Annotated in this window: 16 protein-coding genes and 1 pseudogene; 5 read left to right on the top strand and 12 right to left on the bottom strand. The window is 67.4% G+C overall.

What is annotated here, in order from left to right; all coding sequences use genetic code 11:
- On the top strand, positions 1 to 350 hold a 350-nt coding region (locus tag ACU5AX_RS08435), incomplete at its 5' end, for a hypothetical protein (protein WP_446690427.1).
- 11 nt (positions 351 to 361) lie between these two features.
- Here the strand turns inward: ACU5AX_RS08435 and ACU5AX_RS08430 are convergent.
- From ACU5AX_RS08430 to ACU5AX_RS08410, 5 genes and pseudogenes are all read right to left on the bottom strand, one after another.
- Positions 362 to 550, bottom strand: coding sequence for a helix-turn-helix domain-containing protein (locus ACU5AX_RS08430; RefSeq protein ID WP_446690426.1), 189 nt, complete (start codon positions 548 to 550; stop codon positions 362 to 364).
- A 79-nt stretch (positions 551 to 629) separates the two neighbouring features.
- Positions 630 to 1,313: a hypothetical protein gene (locus tag ACU5AX_RS08425; protein ID WP_446690425.1), complete on the bottom strand. Its 684-nt coding sequence runs from the start codon at positions 1,311 to 1,313 to the stop codon at positions 630 to 632.
- Positions 1,314 to 1,366: 53 nt separating this feature from the next.
- Entirely contained in the window at positions 1,367 to 1,606 is a 240-nt protein-coding gene (locus tag ACU5AX_RS08420) for a hypothetical protein (RefSeq protein ID WP_446690424.1), read from the bottom strand.
- Positions 1,567 to 2,313 carry a tyrosine-type recombinase/integrase gene (locus ACU5AX_RS08415; RefSeq protein ID WP_446690497.1) on the bottom strand — a complete coding sequence of 249 codons (747 nt, stop codon included), beginning with the start codon at positions 2,311 to 2,313 and terminating at the stop codon, positions 1,567 to 1,569. The genes ACU5AX_RS08420 and ACU5AX_RS08415 overlap by 40 nt, the downstream gene beginning before the upstream one ends.
- A 12-nt stretch (positions 2,314 to 2,325) precedes the next feature.
- Positions 2,326 to 2,568 (bottom strand): annotated as a pseudogene (locus ACU5AX_RS08410) (Arm DNA-binding domain-containing protein); the annotation flags it as partial.
- Positions 2,569 to 2,878: 310 nt separating this feature from the next.
- Between ACU5AX_RS08410 and ACU5AX_RS08405 the strand changes: the two are divergent.
- The 3 genes from ACU5AX_RS08405 to ACU5AX_RS08395 all read left to right on the top strand — a co-directional run bounded on the left by ACU5AX_RS08405 (position 2,879) and on the right by ACU5AX_RS08395 (position 5,548).
- Positions 2,879 to 3,886 carry an aspartyl protease family protein gene (locus tag ACU5AX_RS08405; protein WP_446690423.1) on the top strand — a complete coding sequence of 336 codons (1,008 nt, stop codon included), beginning with the start codon at positions 2,879 to 2,881 and terminating at the stop codon, positions 3,884 to 3,886.
- 70 nt (positions 3,887 to 3,956) lie between these two features.
- On the top strand, positions 3,957 to 4,724 hold the full coding sequence (locus tag ACU5AX_RS08400; RefSeq protein ID WP_446690422.1) for a hypothetical protein: 768 nt from the start codon (positions 3,957 to 3,959) through the stop codon (positions 4,722 to 4,724).
- The gene (locus tag ACU5AX_RS08395) at positions 4,721 to 5,548 is read left to right on the top strand and encodes a metallophosphoesterase family protein (protein ID WP_446690421.1); all 828 of its coding nucleotides are present in this window, start codon (positions 4,721 to 4,723) and stop codon (positions 5,546 to 5,548) included. Before ACU5AX_RS08400 ends, ACU5AX_RS08395 begins: the two co-directional genes overlap by 4 nt.
- 43 nt (positions 5,549 to 5,591) lie before the next feature.
- Here ACU5AX_RS08395 and ACU5AX_RS08390 read toward each other — a convergent pair whose 3' ends face one another.
- On the bottom strand, positions 5,592 to 7,169 hold the full coding sequence (locus ACU5AX_RS08390) for an alkaline phosphatase D family protein (protein ID WP_446690420.1): 1,578 nt from the start codon (positions 7,167 to 7,169) through the stop codon (positions 5,592 to 5,594).
- 61 nt (positions 7,170 to 7,230) lie between these two features.
- A complete protein-coding gene (locus ACU5AX_RS08385) occupies positions 7,231 to 7,998 on the bottom strand; it encodes an IclR family transcriptional regulator (protein ID WP_446690419.1) in 768 nt (255 codons plus the stop codon).
- A gap of 121 nt (positions 7,999 to 8,119) precedes the next feature.
- Here ACU5AX_RS08385 and ACU5AX_RS08380 point away from each other — a divergent pair, with 121 nt between their 5' ends.
- Positions 8,120 to 9,691, top strand: coding sequence for a carboxylesterase/lipase family protein (locus tag ACU5AX_RS08380; protein WP_446690418.1), 1,572 nt, complete (start codon positions 8,120 to 8,122; stop codon positions 9,689 to 9,691).
- A gap of 18 nt (positions 9,692 to 9,709) precedes the next feature.
- On the opposite strand, the gene ACU5AX_RS08375 is transcribed toward ACU5AX_RS08380, so the two are convergent.
- The 5 genes from ACU5AX_RS08375 to nusB form a co-directional block, all read right to left on the bottom strand.
- Complete coding sequence (locus tag ACU5AX_RS08375) at positions 9,710 to 12,109, bottom strand: membrane-bound PQQ-dependent dehydrogenase, glucose/quinate/shikimate family (RefSeq protein WP_446690417.1); 2,400 nt, start codon at positions 12,107 to 12,109, stop codon at positions 9,710 to 9,712.
- A gap of 153 nt (positions 12,110 to 12,262) precedes the next feature.
- Positions 12,263 to 14,245, bottom strand: a complete 1,983-nt coding sequence (locus ACU5AX_RS08370) for an alpha/beta hydrolase family protein (RefSeq protein WP_446690416.1) — start codon at positions 14,243 to 14,245, stop codon at positions 12,263 to 12,265.
- Positions 14,246 to 14,345: 100 nt separating this feature from the next.
- Entirely contained in the window at positions 14,346 to 16,514 is a 2,169-nt protein-coding gene (locus ACU5AX_RS08365) for a sodium-translocating pyrophosphatase (RefSeq protein WP_446690415.1), read from the bottom strand.
- A 97-nt stretch (positions 16,515 to 16,611) separates the two neighbouring features.
- On the bottom strand, positions 16,612 to 17,520 hold the full coding sequence (gene thiL, locus ACU5AX_RS08360; protein ID WP_446690496.1) for a thiamine-phosphate kinase: 909 nt from the start codon (positions 17,518 to 17,520) through the stop codon (positions 16,612 to 16,614).
- Positions 17,517 to 17,984: a transcription antitermination factor NusB gene (gene nusB, locus ACU5AX_RS08355; RefSeq protein WP_198354303.1), complete on the bottom strand. Its 468-nt coding sequence runs from the start codon at positions 17,982 to 17,984 to the stop codon at positions 17,517 to 17,519. The genes thiL and nusB overlap by 4 nt, the downstream gene beginning before the upstream one ends.
- Positions 17,985 to 17,996 lie beyond the last annotated feature (12 nt).

Raw genomic sequence — 17,996 nt, 5'->3', positions numbered from 1 at the left:
CCCGCCTCGGCCTCCTTCAGGATGCCGATTATCTGCTCTTCCGAAAACTGCTTCCGCTTCATTCCGTCCGTCCCTTCGAGGGGCCGGTCTCTAGGTACACGTGGATGAAGAAACGGGGGTCACGCCAGCGCCGACGCCAAGGTGGAATGATCATCGGCATCGTTGCCAAGGATGTCGAGCGCCAGTCGGTTGCACGCCGCCTGTTCGGAAGACGACCGTCCCGGATAGTTGCGGAGAAACCGGCTGCGCGTAAGGTCCTCCCTCTGAGCTGCCTCTTCTGTCTCAAAGGTGCTGTCAGGGATCAGATCGATGCGGTGGCGTCGAGGTGGCATTGGCAGGTCGCCAAGTGAGAGCCTCGACATCAGCGAGCTCCTTCCGACGGCTCGGGCGCAAGCAGCCGCTCAATGCTGCTAACAGTGATCAGCGTGCGAGTGCCGGCCTTCTTCCGGTCGAGCTTGCCTGCGGCAAGCAGCTTGTAGATCGTGGTGCGGCCAAGTCCGAGAGCTTGGCGCGTCTCATTGATCGATAGAGTGTAACGGTGACTCATCATTCGTTCCTCTTCCGGCTGATCACCGTGATCAGCAGCGGACGAGGGCAAATTAGAGCGGCCTCATGCGGACAATAATTCGCTACTCCTCACTAACTCGCGCATGGATCATTTCGAGGCGCTCACGCGCGTAGCGGAGCACCAGCCCCTCCCAAGCGGCATCAACGGCGTCATTTACGGCGCTGTCAGAAAAGAGGTCGGGGCTTGATCCGAGCATTGCCTTTTTCAATTGATTCTTATTTTCGAATTGAGTCCAGTCGAAAAAGTCGTTCGTGCAATCGTAGAGAAAGTTGGCCCAAAAGATCCCCCATTTTTTGACATTTGGTTTCCGCCCGCCGGCGCCAGATCGATCAGTTTTTCCGACGAGGGCCATGACTTCTCGATTATCGAATTGCACATTCTCGAGTGCCGCACCGAAGAAAGGATCAACGTCAGCTTCGCTCGCATTGATCAGGAAATTCCCTTCTTTCCAACGCCAATGTCGCGTTTCCTCTGGCCATTGCGGGCTGGCCATCCAATAATCAGCAGGAAGCTCGACGTTTTCATAAAGTAGCTCCGCGCCTTTGATGAGGTCGTTCCAATCATCCGTTGGATCGATGTCGCGGACGTACCACACTTTGTCAGCTGTGGTGATAATGTCGCCGCTGTGCAGTGCGTCAGCGATCAGAGTACGAGCTTGGTATCGACTGCCAACATGACCAGCGATGTACGAAACGGCGTCGTTAGCGGATATATATGTGACTTCGCCCCTAGCATTTTGCGCCATTGTATGACCCCCTTCGCGTCAAGGCCAAGGGATCAACTAGGTGTCGTCCCGGGTCAACCGGTAACACCACCTTCTAAAAATGTCGCCCAAGCAACCATCAGCGCGCGGCGCCGCTCGATCGCCGTGCTTCGTCGGTACGCTCGTTCGGCCTTGTTTTGAATGGTATGCGCTAAGGCCTGCTCGATAATCTCTCGTGCAAATGTGGTCTCGTCCCCCGCCCAGTCGCGGAAGGTTGAGCGGAATCCATGGGTTGTCACATGCCCGTAACCCATCCTGCGCAGCAGCATTGCCATGGCATTTTGGATTGTGAAGCACCCTTCACCGAGAACACGTGGTCGGTCAGCTTAAGGTCGTCTGGCATGACGCCTATCAGAACTTCTATCGCGGCTTTTGACAGTGGTACAACATGCTCCTGACCCGCCTTCATGCGCGCCGCAGGGATCGTCCATGTTTCGGCATCGACGTCTATTTCCGCCCAAGTCGCTCCCAATGCCTCGCCGCTTCGCGTGGCTGTGAGAATGGTAAATTCAAGGCAGCGTGCCGCATTCGCTGTTCGCGCTCGCAATTGCGTGAAGAACGCAGGTGCTTCACGATAGGGGAGCGCGGCATGGTGACCACGCTCAACCTTGGACTGACTGGGCAGCAGCAGCGCCAAATGCCCACGCCACATGGCGGGATTAATCGAGTTTGGAGGGCGTAAGCCTTTGACCTTGGCCGCATCAAGGATGCGCTCAATCCGACCGCGGAGGCGCTTCGCGGTCTCCGCCTTTGTCAGCCATATGGGGCGGAGCACTTCCACCACGTTGTCTGTGTCGACCATCTCGATCGGCAGCGCGAAAAGGGCGCCTGAATGATCGCGCAGGCTGCTCCGCCACTGTTTCCGATGTACCTCATTCTTCCAGCCATCTTCGATGGTACTGATATATTCTTCGGCGAATGCGCCGAATGTGACGACCCTGGTCTCCTCAAGGGGCGATGTGTCGCCATCGGGCGCAAGCACGTCGCGGGGGTCTCGCCCCAACGCAACGGCTTCTCGCATATCACCAGCAAGCTTACGGGCGGTTGCCAGGGGCAGGGCAGATGCGGACCCTAGGCCTAGCTCAGTCCGCCTGCCAGCAATGACGTGCATGAACACCCAAGACCTACCGCCAGAAGGCGAGATGCGAAGATAGAGTCCGCCACCGTCCGAGTGCCGACCGGGTTGCTTCAGTGCCGCAATCTCGCGAACGGTAAGTCGGTTCAACGCACGCGCCATGTCGCCTCCAAATCCCTCATGGCCCACCCTTGCCCACTTCTATGCCCACTCTCGAGTTGGCTGTCAGCGAGCATCTGCGAACAGTCTCGAACCATCCTCCCATTGTTAGTTGCGCTAAGTGGCTGATACCGCAACGGTAATGGTCGCCGAAAAACATGGACGAACACACCCGCGGCTCTCGCTCTACGGACTCCGTCTCCGCCAATCGGCCAGCCGATCGTGTCCGTAACCCGTCGGCGTTGCCCAACCTGCCGTGACCCGGGCATGCCATGGCCGTGGCAACGCTGCCGCCGCGATGGTAGGATCGGCCATGGTCGCTTGCTGCCTCGTCTGGATCGCCGGTGCCTGGGCGCAGGCCGCGGCGCCGTTGCCGCAACAGGCGCCGCCGGCGGCCGTGCCGCTGCGCATCGCGCCGGGTGAGGCGGAGATCGACGACACATTGGAGATCACCGGCGACAGCATCGCCGGCAAGCAGATCGACACGCGCCTGGCGGTGGGGGTGACGGTCGACGGACATGGTCCCTATCGCTTCGTCGTGGACAGCGGCGCCGATCGATCGGTGATCGGCACACGGATCGCGCAGGGGCTCGCCCTGCCGGCGGCGACGCCGGTGATGATGCACGACGTGGCGGGGGCAAGCCGACGCGACACCGTACTGATCAAGCGGCTGGGGATCGGCAGCGGCCTGGTCGAGGATATCGCCGCACCGACGCTGCCCGAGCCGATGCTGGGCGCCGAGGGACTGATCGGTATCGACGCCTTGCACGGCCAGCGGCTGATGCTCGACTTCGAGTCCAACGCCGTCACGGTCGAGGACAGCCGCCGCGCGTTGCCGAGCCGGCCCGACGACATCGTCGTCACCGCGCGCCGCCGCGCCGGCCAATTGATCCTGACCCAGGCCCGGGCGAGCGGCGTCGGCATTCGCGCGGTGCTGGACACCGGTTCGCAACTGACGATCGGCAATCTGGCGCTGCACGACGCGCTGGTCCGGCGTCACCGCCCCCCGATGCCGCTGACGTCGACGACCTTGATCAGCGTGACGGGGACGCGGATGACGGTGCCGCTGGCGCTAGTGGCGGAAATGCGGGTCGGCAGCATCGTGCTCCGCAACGTCGTGGTGGGGTTTGCGGATCTGCCGCCGTTCGCCTTGTTCGGCCTCGGCGACACGCCCGCGATGCTCCTTGGTACAGACCTGATGAGCAGCTTTCGGCGCGTGTCGCTCGACTTCGCGTCGCGCAAGGTCCGCTTCCAGTTGCGCCGCTGCCCGGCCGGGACGGCGGCGACGGGCGCATGTGCGCCGCCGCCGGCTTCGCGATAAGACGTTGCGGGCGGGTTCAGTGGCAATACAGTGTAGCGAAGCGATGGGCTGCGGGAGAGGATGATGGGCGATGTCGCGTAGCGATCGGACCGAAGCCGTGGTGGCGGACATGGACCGCATCTTTGGACCGCTCGTGGAGCGGCGGACGACGGCTGCAGCGGCGCGCCCGGCCGTGGTCGCCGGTCGCCAGCGGCGGCGTTCGCGCTGGTGGATGCTCGGTGCGCCGGCGCTGGTGCTGGTCGCTGGCACCGCATTGGGCCTGACCGCGATCCGCGAGGGATGGCAGCCGCCGGTGGCGGCGACCCGCTCGGCGACGCCCGATGCCTATCGTGTGCGGGCTCCCGCCATGGCAAGCCGGCCGAGCGGCGCGCCCGCCATGGTCGAGCCGGATAGCGTCGCCGCCGCCCCGGCGCCCGATGCGCGCAACGCCGATGTCGATGCGCCGGCCGCGGTCGCGCGCGATGCTGACTCGCCGCCGAGCGATGCGCCGGCGATGCGCCCGCCGACGCGCACGATCATCCCCGCAACGCGGTCCGCGGCGGTCCGCGGTCCGGCGATCCAGCGCCGGCGCGACGGCGGCGTGACCGCGCCGGACTGCCCCCCGGGCAGCCTGGAGAATCGCTGCATCTATCAGGACGTGCTCGCGGCGCATAACCGCCTGTACCGCGCCTTCGAACGGGCCAAGGCGGACGGCGTCAGCAATCGCGACCTGACCGCCGTCACCCGACGCTGGCGCGACGCGCGCGACCGGGCCGAGGACGATCCGGACGGCGCGATCCGCCGCTACAATCAGCTGGCCGATCAGCTGGATGACCTGCGTCAGGATGCACGGCCATGACGGACACCGCCGTGAACGCGCCGCGCGCCGATATCGTCTGGGCGCGCGATCATCCCCCTTCAAGACGCGCGAAGTCGACCGGCGGGCGGGTGATCTACGCGATCGGCGATGTGCACGGCTGCTACGAACAGCTGGTCGCCCTGTTGCAGGCCATCGTCGCCGATGTCGCCCAGGCGGATGGGGCGACGCCGGCATCGGTGATCCTCTGTGGCGATTATGTCGATCGCGGGCCCGATTCGGCCAAGGTGCTCGATGCCCTGGTGTGGCTGAGACGGCGGGCGCCGTTCGACGTGGCCTTCCTGCGCGGCAACCACGAGGCGATGTTGCTGCAATTCCTCGAGCGGCCCGACCAGGCCCTGCTGTGGCTGGAGCATGACGGGATCGGAACGCTCGCCTCCTATGGGGTCGAGGCTGGGCCGGACGAGGATTGCTACCAGCTCCGCGATCGGTTGCTGGACGCGATGCCGGCGGCGCATCTCGCGCTGTTGCGCGCGCTGCCCGTGCGCCTGGTCCGCGGCGATTACGTCTTCGTCCATGCCGGGCTGAGGCCCGGGGTCGCGCTGGCGCGGCAGAGCGACGAGGATTGTCTGTGGATCGGCGACGACTTCCTGCGGCGGGATCGTCGGTTCGAAAAGATCGTCGTCCACGGTCACAGCTGGCGATCGGATCGGCCGGAGGTGACGGACAACCGTATCGGCATCGACACGGGCGTCTACGCGACGGGGGTGTTGACCGCGGTGCGGCTGGACGGCGCCGGGATCGCCTTCGTGCAGGCGCGACGGACCCCGGAGGGCGCGGCGGAGATGGCCGCCGATCACCGCTGATCCCACATCGCATCCGCCGCGACGGTTCCGACGTGGCGCGGCGTCAGCCGCGCTCGAATACCGGGGTCGGATCGCCGTGCGCGACGGTGGCGACACCGGCGGTCTGCAGCGGGGCGTCGGCGCGGGTAACATAGGGGACGGTACGGAAGCTGGCCCGCCACGCATCGCGACTGACATCGCAGAGTAGGTAGCCGCGGCGATCGTTGGTCCAGGCGAGATAGGGGTTGCGCGCGCGGATGCGCTCCTCGCCGTGGCGCTTGTCGGCGCCGTCGCCACCCGAGCTGATCGAGGTGCTGACGAATTCGGTCGCGACGCTGCGCCCGGTGCCGCCGTCGCGGCGCAGCTGACCGGCGTAGTTCTGATGTTCGTCGCCGGTCAGCACAATCGCGCCCGGCACGCCGTCAAGCATCGCGAGAATGCGCTCGCGTGGATGATCATAGCCGCCCCAGCTGTCCATGTTGCGGATCGCCGCCGGCTCGTCGGCGGTGCGGCGATCAAGCGGCATCATCATCACCTGTTGTGCCAGCACCTGCCAGCGCGCCGCCCGCTGCTTGATCGCGGCGCCAAGCCAGGCTTCCTGCTTCAGGCCCATCACTTGCGCCTTTGGATCGGCGACGCCCGTGCAGATCGTGCGGAAACCGTCGCCGCACGGCTGGTCGGTACGGAACTGCCGCGTGTCGAGCAGATGCAGGTCGAGCAAGTCGCCGATCAGCGCGCGGCGATAGAGCTGCATGCCGCCGCTAGCGGGGAAGGCGCTGCGGCGCATCGGCATGTTCTCGTAATAGGCCTGGAAAGCGGCGGCGCGGCGCAGGGCGAACACCTCCGGCGCGTCGCCTTCCTGATCGATCAGGCCGACCCAATTATTCTCCACCTCATGGTCGTCGAAGGTGGTGAACCAGGCGGCAGCCGCATGCGCCGCCTGCAGATCGGGATCGAGCTTGTACTGGGCATAGCGGCGCCGATAGTCGGCAAGGTCGAACAACTGCTGCCCGGCATGGGCGCGGACGAAGGGCGCCGGCTTGCCGTCATAGCCGATCGCCGTCGGCGAGCCGCGCCCTTCGTAGATGTAGTCGCCATAATGGAAGACGAAGGCGGGATCCTCGCCGGCGAGATGGCGATAGGCGGTGTAGAGGCCGTGTTCGTAATTCTGGCAGCCGGCGACCGCGAACCGCAGCCGGTCGAGCGGCGTGCCGGCGGCGGGCAGGGTGCGCGCCCGACCGGCGATCGAGCGTTCGCGGCCGACGGTGAAGCGATACCAATAGGGACGGTCGGGCGACAGGCCGGTGACCTCGACATGCACCGAATGGCCGAGGTCGGGCAGGGCGAGCGTGGTGCCGTGTGCCACCCGGTTCGCAAATTGCTCGTCGGAGGCGACCTCCCAGGCGACCTCGACGGGCTGCATCGGCATGCCGGCATGATCGTCGAGCGGCGCCGGGGCGAGCCGGGTCCAGATCACGAAGCCGTCGGGGGCGGGGTCTCCCGCGGCGATGCCGAGCTGGAACGGATAGGCAGCGAACAGCTGTTGCGCGCGCAGCACGGCCGGCGCGGCGAGCAAGGCGCCGCCGGCGGCGAGCAGGGTGCGACGTGACAGTGATGCGGTGGCGGGGAGGATCGTGGTCATGGCGCGGACCTGCGCGCCGAATGTTGCACGGCCGTGACCCCGGCCGCCATGGAGGGGTCCGTCAGCCCTTGCGATAGCCCAGTTGCCGGCTGATCGTCTCTCCGGCGGTGCGCACCACCGGCGCCAGCTTCGCCATGCGACCGGTGTCGAGATATTGCGCGGCGCCCGCGATGCTGATCGCGGCGACGATGGTGCCGCTCGCATCGCGGACGGGCGCGGCGATCGCATGGACGCGGTCGGGCGGCGGCCCCTGGTTGAGCACCACGCCGGCCGCGGCGGCCTTGTGCATCGCGGCCATCGCCTCGGCCTGCGTCGCGGCGGGTGCGGCGGCGAAGGCCTTGCCCCAGGCGGCCTCGCCATCGTCGAGCATCAGCGCCTTGCCCAGGCTGGTTTCGCCGAGCGGCCGGCGGGTGCCGACGGGAGTCGTCACGGCGACCCGCTCGCCACCGTCGCTACGATAAAGATGAACCGAATGATCGTGATCCCGCCGGCCGAGGAAGGCGGAGATGCCGGTCTGCTCCGCCAGCGCTTCCAGTACCGGCGTCGCCGCGGCGAGCATCTCGCCGGCATCGTCCATCCGCGCGCGCAGCTGCAACAGCTTGGGGCCGCCGCGCATCTCGCCGGTCGGCGACATGGCCAGATAGCCGCGCTCGATCAGGGCATTGGTCAGGCGCCAGGCGGTCGATTTGGTGAGGCCGGATTCGGCGGCCAGCTCGCCGAGCCGCCGTCGCCGGTCGACGACCCGCTCCAGCAGGTCGAGGCCACGCTCGAGCGTCTGCACCCCGGTCGGGCGGCCGGAGCCGCGGCGCTGTTCGTCCGAATCTGCCATCTCCGTCTCCTTAGGCCAGGATCGGTCCTAGCAGAAGCGCCGGTATCAGGCTGCATTGACAGCACTTTCGGCAGGTCAATAGGGATGACGCAAGACACGGAGGAGAGCAAGGATGCGGCGGATGGCACGGATAGCGGCCGGGGCTTTGGCTTTGGTCCTGGCGACCGCGGCATCGGCGCAGCAGCGACCGACCGTATCGGTGGAGGGCGGGGCGCTGCAGGGCGTGGTCGAGGCCGCCGATCCGCAGGTCCGCATCTTCCGCGGCATTCCCTATGCGGCGGCGCCGGTCGGCGCACTGCGCTGGCAGGCGCCGCGGCCGGCGGCGCATTGGTCGGGCATCCGGGCGGCGGACACGTTCGGGCCGCGCTGCATGCAGCAGCCGCTGTTCTCCGACATGATGTTCCGCTCGCCCGCTCCGAGCGAGGATTGCCTGTACCTCAACGTCTGGATGCCGGCCGGCGCCGGCAAGGCGCGCGGCCTGCCGGTGCTCTTCTACCTGCATGGCGGCGGCTTTGCGGCGGGTGACGGGTCGGAGAAGCGCTACGACGGCGCGGTGATGGCACGGCGGGGCATCGTCGTGGTGACGATCAACTATCGGCTGGGCGTGTTCGGCTTCCTCGCCCATCCGGCGCTGACCGCCGAATCGCGCGAGCATAGCTCGGGCAATTACGGCATGCTCGATCAGGCCGCGGCGCTCGCCTGGGTTCGGCGCAATATCGCGGCCTTCGGCGGCGATCCGAAGCGGATCACGATCGGCGGCGAATCGGCCGGATCCTTGGCGGTCAGCGCATTGATGACCTCGCCACTGTCGCGCGACGCGATCGCCGGGGCGATCGGCGAAAGCGGCGCGGTGATGCAGACGCTGACGCCTGCGCCGCTGGCGGCGGCGGAGCGCGACGGCACCGCCTTCGCCGCGGCACAGGGCGCGACCACCGCGGCGGCGCTGCGCGCGCTGCCCGCCGAGACGCTGCTTGCCGCACAGAGCCGCCAGCCGGGGGTGGCGTTCCGTCCGGTCATCGACGGCTATTTCCTCACCGAAGCGCCGGCGACGAGCTTCGCCGACGGGCGCGCCGCGCATGTGCCGCTGTTGGTCGGCACCAATACGCAGGAGGGGGCGGCATCGGCGGTGCTCGGCGATCTGCCGCCCACCGTCGCCAATTATCGCGCGGGCCTTGCCCGGATGTTTGGCGCCAGGGCCGACGCTGCCTTCGCCCTCTATCCGGCCGCCAGCGACGCGGACGTGATCGCGGCGGCGACGGCGGTGGCCAGCGACGACTTCCTCGCCGCGCAGACCTGGCGCTGGTTCGATCTCAGCCGCCGGGCAGGGGCGCCGACCTATTGGTACCTCTTTGCCCATGTGCGGCCGCGCATGGTCAGCGATACGTCGGGCCGGCCGCTGCCCTGGGGCGCGGTGCACAGTGCGGAAATCGAATATGCCCTGGGCAATCTTGACGCCAACCCGCTCTACGTCTGGACCGACGCCGATCGGCAGGTGTCGCGGACGATGAGCGGCTATTGGGCCAATTTCGTCAAGACCGGTGACCCCAATGGCGCCGGCCTGCCGCGCTGGCCGCGTGCCGCGGCCGACCCGGCCGCGATCCGCCGCCAGGTGATCGACGTCGACACCCGCAGCGCGCCCTTCCCGGAACAGGCCCGCTACGAGGCGGCGGCGACGCTGTTCACCGCGCGCTGAGCGCGGTGGCGGGCCGCCTTACGTCTTCGGCAGGGCGTAGGCGATGACGCTGTCGCCGAGCTTGGTGCCGAGCGAGCCGTGGCCTCCGGCGACGACGACGACGAATTGGCGGCCGCTCGCTGGCGACCGGTAGGACATCGGCGTCGCCTGGCCGCCGGCGGGCAACCGCGCCCGCCACAGCACCTTGCCGGTGCGCGTGTCGTAGGCGCGCACGTAATTGTCGATTGCGGCGGCCATGAAGGCGACGCCGCCGGCGGTGGTGATCGGGCCGCCGAGCGACGGTACGCCAAGCTTGAACGGCAGCGGCAGGATCGTCTCGTCGCGGATCGTGCCGTTCTTGTGTTCCCACACCTTCTTGCCGGTGGTCAGGTCAATGCCCGCGACATAGCCCCAGGGCGGCTGCTGGCAGGGCAGGCCGGCGAACGACAGGAAGGGGTTCATGTCGACGGCAAAGGGCGCGCCGGTGTTGGGATTGTAGCCCTTCTCGTCCGAGCCGTGGCGGTCCGATCCGCCCGCCGGGCCGCGTTCGTTCGGACCGCCGGTGTCGTCGCGACGCGGCACCAGCCGATCGACGAAGGCGACGTAATTGGGATGGGCGAACAGCACCTGGCGGACCGGGTCGATCGCGATACCGCCCCAGTCCATCACGCCGAAATTGCCCGGGAAGACGAGCGAGCCACGCGTCGACGGCGGCGTGAACGCGCCCTTGTAATCCAGGCGGCGGAAGCGGATGCGGCACCACAGTTGGTCGATCATCGTCGCCCCCCACATGTCCTTCTCATGCGCGGGCGCCGGCATCAGCGAGATGCTGGAGAAGGGCTGGGTCGGCGACGTATGGTCGCCCGGCGCGGCACCGGCCGGCACCGGCCGTTCCGGCGCGGGATAGACGGGCGTGCCGGTGCGGCGGTCGAGAACGAACAGATTGCCCGTCTTGGTCGACTGGATCAGCGCCGGCACCCGTCCACGGCCCGGCAGGTCGAGATCGACCAGCGCGGGCTGCGCGGGCACGTCCATGTCCCACAGATCGTGGTGGACGGTCTGATAGACCCAGCGCGGCCGGCCGGTGGCGATGTCGAGCGCCAGTACCGAGGTGGCGAACCGCTCGGTCGTCGCCGGGCGGTTGCCGCCCCATTGGTCGACCGCGCCCATGCCCATCGGCAGATAGACGAGGCCGAGCGCCTCGTCCGCCGCCGGCGTGCTCCAGCTGTTCGGCGAGGACGGCGTGTAGCGCTTGCCGGCGCCGAGCGGGGCGGTGTCGTTGGGATTGCCCGGATCGAAGTTCCACACCAGCCGGCCGGTCCGCGCGTCATAGCCACGGATCACTCCCGACGGCACGCGGGTGGCGATATTGTCGAACACGGCGCCGCCGGTGATCACCAGCCCGCGTGCGACCAGCGGCGCGGAGGTGACCTGATACCAGCCCTGATTGTAATGCGGCTGGCCGGGCAGCAGGCTGATCGTGCCGTTGCGACCGAAGCTCGCACAGGGCGCGCCGGTGCGCGGGTTGAGCGCGATCAGCCGGCTGTCGTTGGTGGCGAGGAAGATCCGCTGCGGGCAGTCACCCAAAGTGACCGCCGCCGCGCCGCCGCGGGTGCCGTCCCAATAGGACACGCCGCGACAAGTCAGATGCTGCATGTTCTTGCCCGAGACCGCGATCTTCGGATCGAAGCGCCAGCGTTCCCGGCCCGTTTCTGCATCCACCGCGATCACCCAATTGTGCGGCGTACAGAGATAGACGGTGTCGCCGATCTTGATCGGCGTCACCTCATAGGTCGTCTCGCCGGGATCGCCCTCGCGCTTGCGGTCGCCGGTCTGCAGCTGCCATGCGACCTGCAGCCGCCCGACATTGGCGGGCGTGATCTGCGCGAGCGGCGAGAATTTGTCGCCGGCCCAGCTGCGCGCATAGGCCTGCCAGTCGTCGTCGGGGACACCGTGCAGATTGGCGGCGAGCGCGTTGCGCGGTCCCGGCAGCGTGCCATCGAGATTATGGACGTCGCGGGTCAGCGACACCACGCCGAACACCGCCGCGACGGCGAGCGCCGCGGCGAGCGGCCCGGCAGCGCCGATCCATCGGGTTCGGGGGACGAGTCGCTTCACCGTCCACGGCAATGCGAGCAGTGCGCCGAAGATGAAGATCAGGTCGCCGCGCGGCACCAGCGGCCACCAGTCCGCACCGATCTCCGCCCAGGCCCAGATCACCGTGCCGATCACCAGGGCCGCAAAGACGTGCAGCGCCGCCGCCTGTCGCCGCCACAGCAGCGTCGCCGTGGCGAGCATCGCCAGTCCCGCGGCCGCATAGAACCAGCTGCCGCCGAGCGCCGCCAGCCAGCCGCCGCCGATCAGGTTGAGCGCGCCGACGGTGCCGATGACGACGGCGAGGAGGTGGGGCCACCGGGCGGGATGGCGGGAATGGGTCATGCGGCACCTTCTCGATAACGTCCGGCTCTACCCGCCCGCGCCAGCAATGTTCCGTAACGATCGGGCGGACAGGGCATCATGTGCCCTGCCCGCCGCGACCCCATGCCCGCCCTAGATTGGGTTAGGCGACGGCGAAGATTTGCCGAAGCACCGTCATTTGAGCGCCTGGGTTAGGAAGGCGTCGGTTCGCGTCAGCATGTCGACCCGCACCGCGGAGTCGCGCAATTGATGGTCGATCGCCGGATAGACGATTAGTTCGCTGCGTTTGCCCGCCTTGTGCAATTGCCGGTCCATCAGTTTGGATTCGTTGACGCTGACGTTGATGTCCTTGCTGCCGTGGAACATCAGGACGGGCGCGCGGAAGGCGTCGGCGTGGCGGGCCGGCGAGCCCTCGTCGAGCTGCGGCCCCTCACCGATGAAGTCGCGGCCGACCTTGTCGAAACCACCCCGTTCGGCGCGTAACGCGCCAAGGTCGGTGACGGGGGCGATCGCCACCGCGGCCTTGAACAGGTCGGGCGCGAGCACCTGGCTCTGCAACGCGGCATAGCCGCCATAGGACCAGCCGACGATCGCCAGCTTTTTGGGGTCGGCGATCCCCTCCTTCACCAGCCAGCGACCGGCGTCCGCGACGTCGCCGATCGCCACCTTCCACGATTTGAAACCGTTTTGCTGGAACCATTCCTGCCCATAGCCGGTCGAACCGCGGTAATTCGGCTGGATCACTGCATAACCGCGGTTGGCAAAGAACTGGACGAGCCAGTCGAAGCCCCATTCGTCGCGCGATGCCGGGCCGCCATGCGGCATGACGATCGCGGGCAAGCCCTTGTCCGTGTTGCCGGCGGGCAGCGTCAGATAGGCAGGAATGGTGGTGCCGTCCGAAGCCTTGTAGGTGATCGCCTGCATCTTGCCCAAAGCAAGACCAGACAGATCGGGTCGCACGGCGCCGATCGGGACCAGCTTCTTGCCGGCCGAATCATAGACGTAATATTCGCCGGCGTTGGTGTCGCTGGCCGCGTAGATCAGGTGGGTCTTCTCGTCGGCGCTGGAATCGATGATGCTGATGATCGGGGTGCTGGACAGGGCGCGACCCAGTTTGGTCACCAGTGTTTCATAGTCGTGATCAAAATAGCGCGCTTCGCGACGTTCCTTGCTCATCACGGCGCCGATGACGCGGCCATGGCGGCCGACGGTGGTGACGCCGTCGATGTCGACCGCGTCATCGGCAAGTGCCACCGTCTTGGCCAGCGTGCCGTCGAGCGCGACCCGGTACAGTACCTGCCTGCCATTGGCGCGGTCCAGGGCATAGGCGACGTTCGCCGCACCATCGACGGCGAGCGGCGTCATCCCCTTGTCCTCCATTTGCGAGAAGGTGGAAAAGGGCTTCCATTCGCGACTGTCGTTGACGCGATAATAGTAATTGACCCGACCGTCGAAGGTATAGCCCTGGCGTAGCGAGTCCAGCTGCGCCTTGATCCGGATATGACCCTGACCATCGGCGAAATAGCGGGTGACGATGGGGTCGGCGCTTTCGACGTGGCTGACGTTGCCGGTGCGGGTGTCGAGCAGATCGACGCCAAGCCCCTGTGCCTTGCTGCCGATGGTGATCACGTTCGCTTTGAGTGGCACGTAGTTGCGCGCGATCAACACCTGATCGGTCTTGCCGTCGCGCCAGTCGATGACGTGGCCGTCCGCATAGCTGACGTAATCCTGCACGCGCTGCGTGACGCCGAGCGGCAGCAGATTGCTGCCGTCGGCATCCATGCCGATCAACCGTGAATAGCTTTCCCAGCCGCCCTGGACGTTGGACACGCCGTAGAGCGTACAGACGAGGCGGGTAACGCTGGCCCAGCCGCAGCCGGTCAGCGTCATCGGCGCGCCATTGGCGTAATTGATCGGCTTTGCTTCGCCCGTCTTGACGTCGATGATCTGCACGACCGCCGATTGTTGCGGGCCCGGCGCCACGATCGCGACTTTGCTGCCATCGGGAGACAGGCTGGCGTCGATGATGCGCTCCCGACTCCCGAACAGTCTCGCGGCCTGCTCACCTGACACATTGGTTTGCGCCGAAACCGGCGCAACGACGGCGAGCACCAGCAATGCCGAAGCACGACGAAGGTGCAAAGATGTGTTCGTCACGATAACCCCCCGGTTAGGTCGGATGCGACCCCGGGCAACTCTGCCGCGGCGAAGGTGGGTTCGCAAGGTCCCGCCTGCAGACCGTTGCGAACCCTTGGCCTCAACCTCCCGCCAGCGCCGCGAGCAGCAGCAGGGCGACGATATTGGTGATCTTGATCATCGGATTGACCGCCGGTCCGGCGGTATCCTTGTAGGGGTCGCCGACGGTGTCGCCGGTGACCGCGGCCTTGTGGGCCTCCGATCCCTTGCCACCGAAATTGCCGTCCTCGATATATTTCTTGGCATTGTCCCAGGCGCCGCCGCCGCTGGTCATCGACAGCGCGACGAACAGGCCGGAGACGATCACGCCGAGCAGCATCGCGCCCAGCGCCGCGAAGCCGTTGGCTTGGCCGGCAACGGCGCGGACGATGAAGTAGACCGCGATCGGCGACAGCACGGGCAGCAGGCTGGGGACGATCATCTCGCGGATCGCGGCACGGGTGACGAGGTCGACGGTGCGGCCGTAATTGGGCCGGCTGGTGCCTTCCATGATCCCCGGATTGTCGCGGAACTGGCCGCGGACCTCTTCCACCACCGCACCGGCGGCGCGGCCGACCGCGGTCATGCCGAAGGCGCCGAACAGATAGGGCAGCAGCGCACCGAGCAGTAGGCCGACGATGACATAGGGGTTGGACAGGCTGAAATCGACGCTGACGTCCGGGAAATAGGTTGACAGGTCGGTGGTGTAGGCGCCGAACAGGACCAGAGCGGCAAGGCCGGCGGAGCCGATCGCATAGCCCTTGGTCACCGCCTTGGTGGTATTGCCGACCGCGTCGAGTGCGTCGGTCTTGTGCCGCACCTCGTCGGGCAGGCCGGCCATTTCGGCGATGCCGCCGGCATTGTCGGTGACCGGGCCATAAGCATCGAGGGCCACCACCATGCCGGCGAGCGCGAGCATCGCGGTCGCGGCGAAGGCGATGCCGATGACGCCGGCGAGCTGGTAGGTGGCGATGACGGCGACGACGATGACCAGGGTCGGCAGTGCGGTCGCTTCCAGGCTGATCGCCAGCCCCTGGATGACGTTGGTGCCGTGGCCGGTGACACTCGCCTTGGCGATCGACTTGACCGGGCGATAGGCGGTGCCTGTATAATATTCGGTGATCCAGACGATCAGGCCGGTGACGGCAAGGCCGATCACCATGCACCAGAACAGGTCCATGCCGGTGAAGCTGGCGCCGACCTGCGCCGCCGTGGCGCCCGCCGGGGCGTCATAGCCGCTGGTCAGATCGTCGGTGACCGCATCGAGGAAGCCCGCGCCGCCCAGTGTACGGTGCAGGTCGCCGAGCACGTAGCGGGTGGCGAGATAGATCGCCGGGATCGACAGCAATGCGCTGGTCCAGAATCCCTTGTACAGCGCGCCCATGATCGTGCCGCGGCCTAGCCGCACCATATAGGTGCCGATGATCGAGGTGACGATGCACACCCCGCCGACGAGCAGGGGCAGGCTCATCAGCCGCATCAGTTCGGCGGCATCGGCTTTGACGAGCAGGGCGATCGACACCATCGTCACGCCGAGCGTCACGACATAGGTTTCGAACAGGTCGGCGGCCATGCCGGCGCAGTCGCCGACATTGTCGCCGACGTTGTCGGCGATGACCGCGGGGTTGCGGGGGTCGTCCTCCGGAATCCCCGCCTCGACCTTGCCGACCAGGTCGGCGCCGACGTCGGCGGCCTTGGTGAAGATGCCGCCGCCGAGCCGCGCGAAGATCGAGATCAACGAGGCGCCGAAGGCCAGCGCGGTGAGCGCCTCGACAATGATCCGGTCGCCGGGCGCGTGGCCGCCGGGCCCGGTGAGATACCAGAAGAAGGTCGCGATCGCGAGCAGGCCGAGCCCCGCAACCAGCATGCCGGTCACCGCGCCGGAGCGGAAGGCCATGGTCAGGCCGCCCTGCAGGCTGGTCCGCGCCGCCTCCGCGGTGCGGACGTTGGCGCGCACCGAGATGGTCATGCCGACGAAGCCGGCGACGCCGGACAGCACCGCGCCGATCAGGAAGCCGATCGTCGACAGGCTTCCCAGGGTGGCGAACAGGATCACCGCGACAACGACGCCGACGATCGCGATGGTGGTATATTGGCGACCCAGATAGGCCTTGGCGCCTTCCTGGATGGCGGCGGCGATGTCCTGCATCCGGGCGTCGCCCGGAGAGGCGCGCAGCACCTGTTGGCTGGTGACGAAGCCATAGACCACGGCGACGAGGCCGCAGAGGATGGCGAGGGTGACCGTGGTCATTCGCGCAAGTCCTTCTCCTGTGGGCGCGCGGCCGATGTGCCCCCGGTCTCGCGCGGTGAAGGGAGGCTATGGCGCGGTGGAAGCGAGCGCAAGCACCTCAGTCAAGCCGGTGGAGATAGCCGAGACGGGCGGGAAGCGGGACCGCCACACCGTCTTCGTGCAGGTCCAGGCCCGTACCGCGGCGAAAGCGACCCAGGCGGGTCGCGGCGACCGCGGGCCGGACGTTGGCCGGCATCGCGAACAGCAGTTCGTAATCGTCCCCGGCGGTCGCCGCCTGCAGACGCGCCGTGCGATCGTCACCCGAATGGCGGCGATACTCGGCCGACAGCGGCACTGCGGCGAGGTCGATCTCGACCGCCAGGCCGCTCGCCTCGGCCATGCGCGCGGCGTCGATCAACAGTCCATCGGACACGTCCATCATCGCATGCGCCACGCGCGACAGCACGCGCCCCTCGGCGAGGCGCGGTACCGGGCGGCGATAGCGCGCGAGGAGCGCCGAGGGGCCAGGGGTGCCTTGCGCGATGGCGAGGCCGGCCCCGGCGTCGCCGATCGTCCCCGTCACCCATAAGGCGTCATTCTCGCCGGCACCGCCGCGCGGTGGCGCCGGCGTATCGCCACCGAAGGCGGTGACGGTCAGGATCCGCGGCGCTCTGGACGGCAAGGTCACCGTATCGCCACCCAGCAAGCCAGTGCCACAGGCGGACAGCACCTCGCCCAGGCCTTCCAGAAAGGCGCGATCCCAGCCGTCGTCGGACAGCGGGTAGTTGAGCAAGATGCCTTCCGGCCGGGCGCCCTTGCCGGCGATGTCGGACAGATTGGTGGCGACGAGCTTCCAGGCGACGTCCCGCGGTGGATCGTCGGGCAGAAAGTGGACGCCCTCGACCAGCGTATCGGTCGATACCACCAGCGGCGCCAGTATTAGCCGGGCGGCATCGTCGCGCAGCCCCCGCGCCGCCGGATGGATCGGCAGGGTGCGTAGCGCCGCGAGGAAGTCCGCCTCGGTCAGCTGCGCGCGTCCGCCCGCACGTCCTTGGCGATGCCGTCGAGGAGGCCGTTGACGAAGCCGGTCTCGCGCCGTTCGTAGAAGGCGTGGGCGACGTCGACATATTCGCTGATCGTCGCGCCGACCGGTACGTCCTTGCGCGCCATCAGTTCGTAGGTGCCGGCGCGCAGCAGCGCCTTCATCGGCTTGTCGAGGCGGGCGAGCGTCCAGCCGCTGGCCAGCTTCTTCTCGATCGCGAGGTCGATCTCGCCGGCGCGGGCATGGGCGCCGGTGACCAGATCGTCGAAGAAATCGACATCCGCGTCGGCATATTCGACATCCTCGATCGTCGCGCCGATCCGGTGCTGGTGGAATTCATGAAGCAGCGCGGGGATCGCCGTCCCCTCCATCTCATGCTGGTAGAGCGCCTGGACGGCGGCGAGACGGGCGGCGGCGCGCGCCTTGGTGCGATCTTGGGTACGGGACATCGGGCGCATGTA

This window comes from Sphingomonas benefaciens (assembly GCF_052907485.1).
The sequence above is the reverse complement of the archived record's forward strand: the minus strand, read 5'-3'. Positions and strand labels throughout refer to the sequence as shown.

Bases quoted from the DNA above. Each gene is read 5' to 3' on its own strand.
- ACU5AX_RS08430 (WP_446690426.1), bottom strand. From the start codon at position 550: ATGATGAGTCACCGTTACACTCTATCGATCAATGAGACGCGCCAAGCT.
- ACU5AX_RS08425 (WP_446690425.1), bottom strand. From the start codon at position 1,313: ATGGCGCAAAATGCTAGGGGCGAAGTCACATATATATCCGCTAACGAC.
- ACU5AX_RS08420 (WP_446690424.1), bottom strand. From the start codon at position 1,606: ATGGCAATGCTGCTGCGCAGGATGGGTTACGGGCATGTGACAACCCAT.
- ACU5AX_RS08405 (WP_446690423.1), top strand. From the start codon at position 2,879: ATGGTCGCTTGCTGCCTCGTCTGGATCGCCGGTGCCTGGGCGCAGGCC.
- ACU5AX_RS08400 (WP_446690422.1), top strand. From the start codon at position 3,957: ATGTCGCGTAGCGATCGGACCGAAGCCGTGGTGGCGGACATGGACCGC.
- ACU5AX_RS08395 (WP_446690421.1), top strand. From the start codon at position 4,721: ATGACGGACACCGCCGTGAACGCGCCGCGCGCCGATATCGTCTGGGCG.
- ACU5AX_RS08390 (WP_446690420.1), bottom strand. From the start codon at position 7,169: ATGACCACGATCCTCCCCGCCACCGCATCACTGTCACGTCGCACCCTG.
- ACU5AX_RS08385 (WP_446690419.1), bottom strand. From the start codon at position 7,998: ATGGCAGATTCGGACGAACAGCGCCGCGGCTCCGGCCGCCCGACCGGG.
- ACU5AX_RS08380 (WP_446690418.1), top strand. From the start codon at position 8,120: ATGGCACGGATAGCGGCCGGGGCTTTGGCTTTGGTCCTGGCGACCGCG.
- ACU5AX_RS08375 (WP_446690417.1), bottom strand. From the start codon at position 12,109: ATGACCCATTCCCGCCATCCCGCCCGGTGGCCCCACCTCCTCGCCGTC.
- ACU5AX_RS08365 (WP_446690415.1), bottom strand. From the start codon at position 16,514: ATGACCACGGTCACCCTCGCCATCCTCTGCGGCCTCGTCGCCGTGGTC.
- nusB (WP_198354303.1), bottom strand. From the start codon at position 17,984: ATGTCCCGTACCCAAGATCGCACCAAGGCGCGCGCCGCCGCCCGTCTC.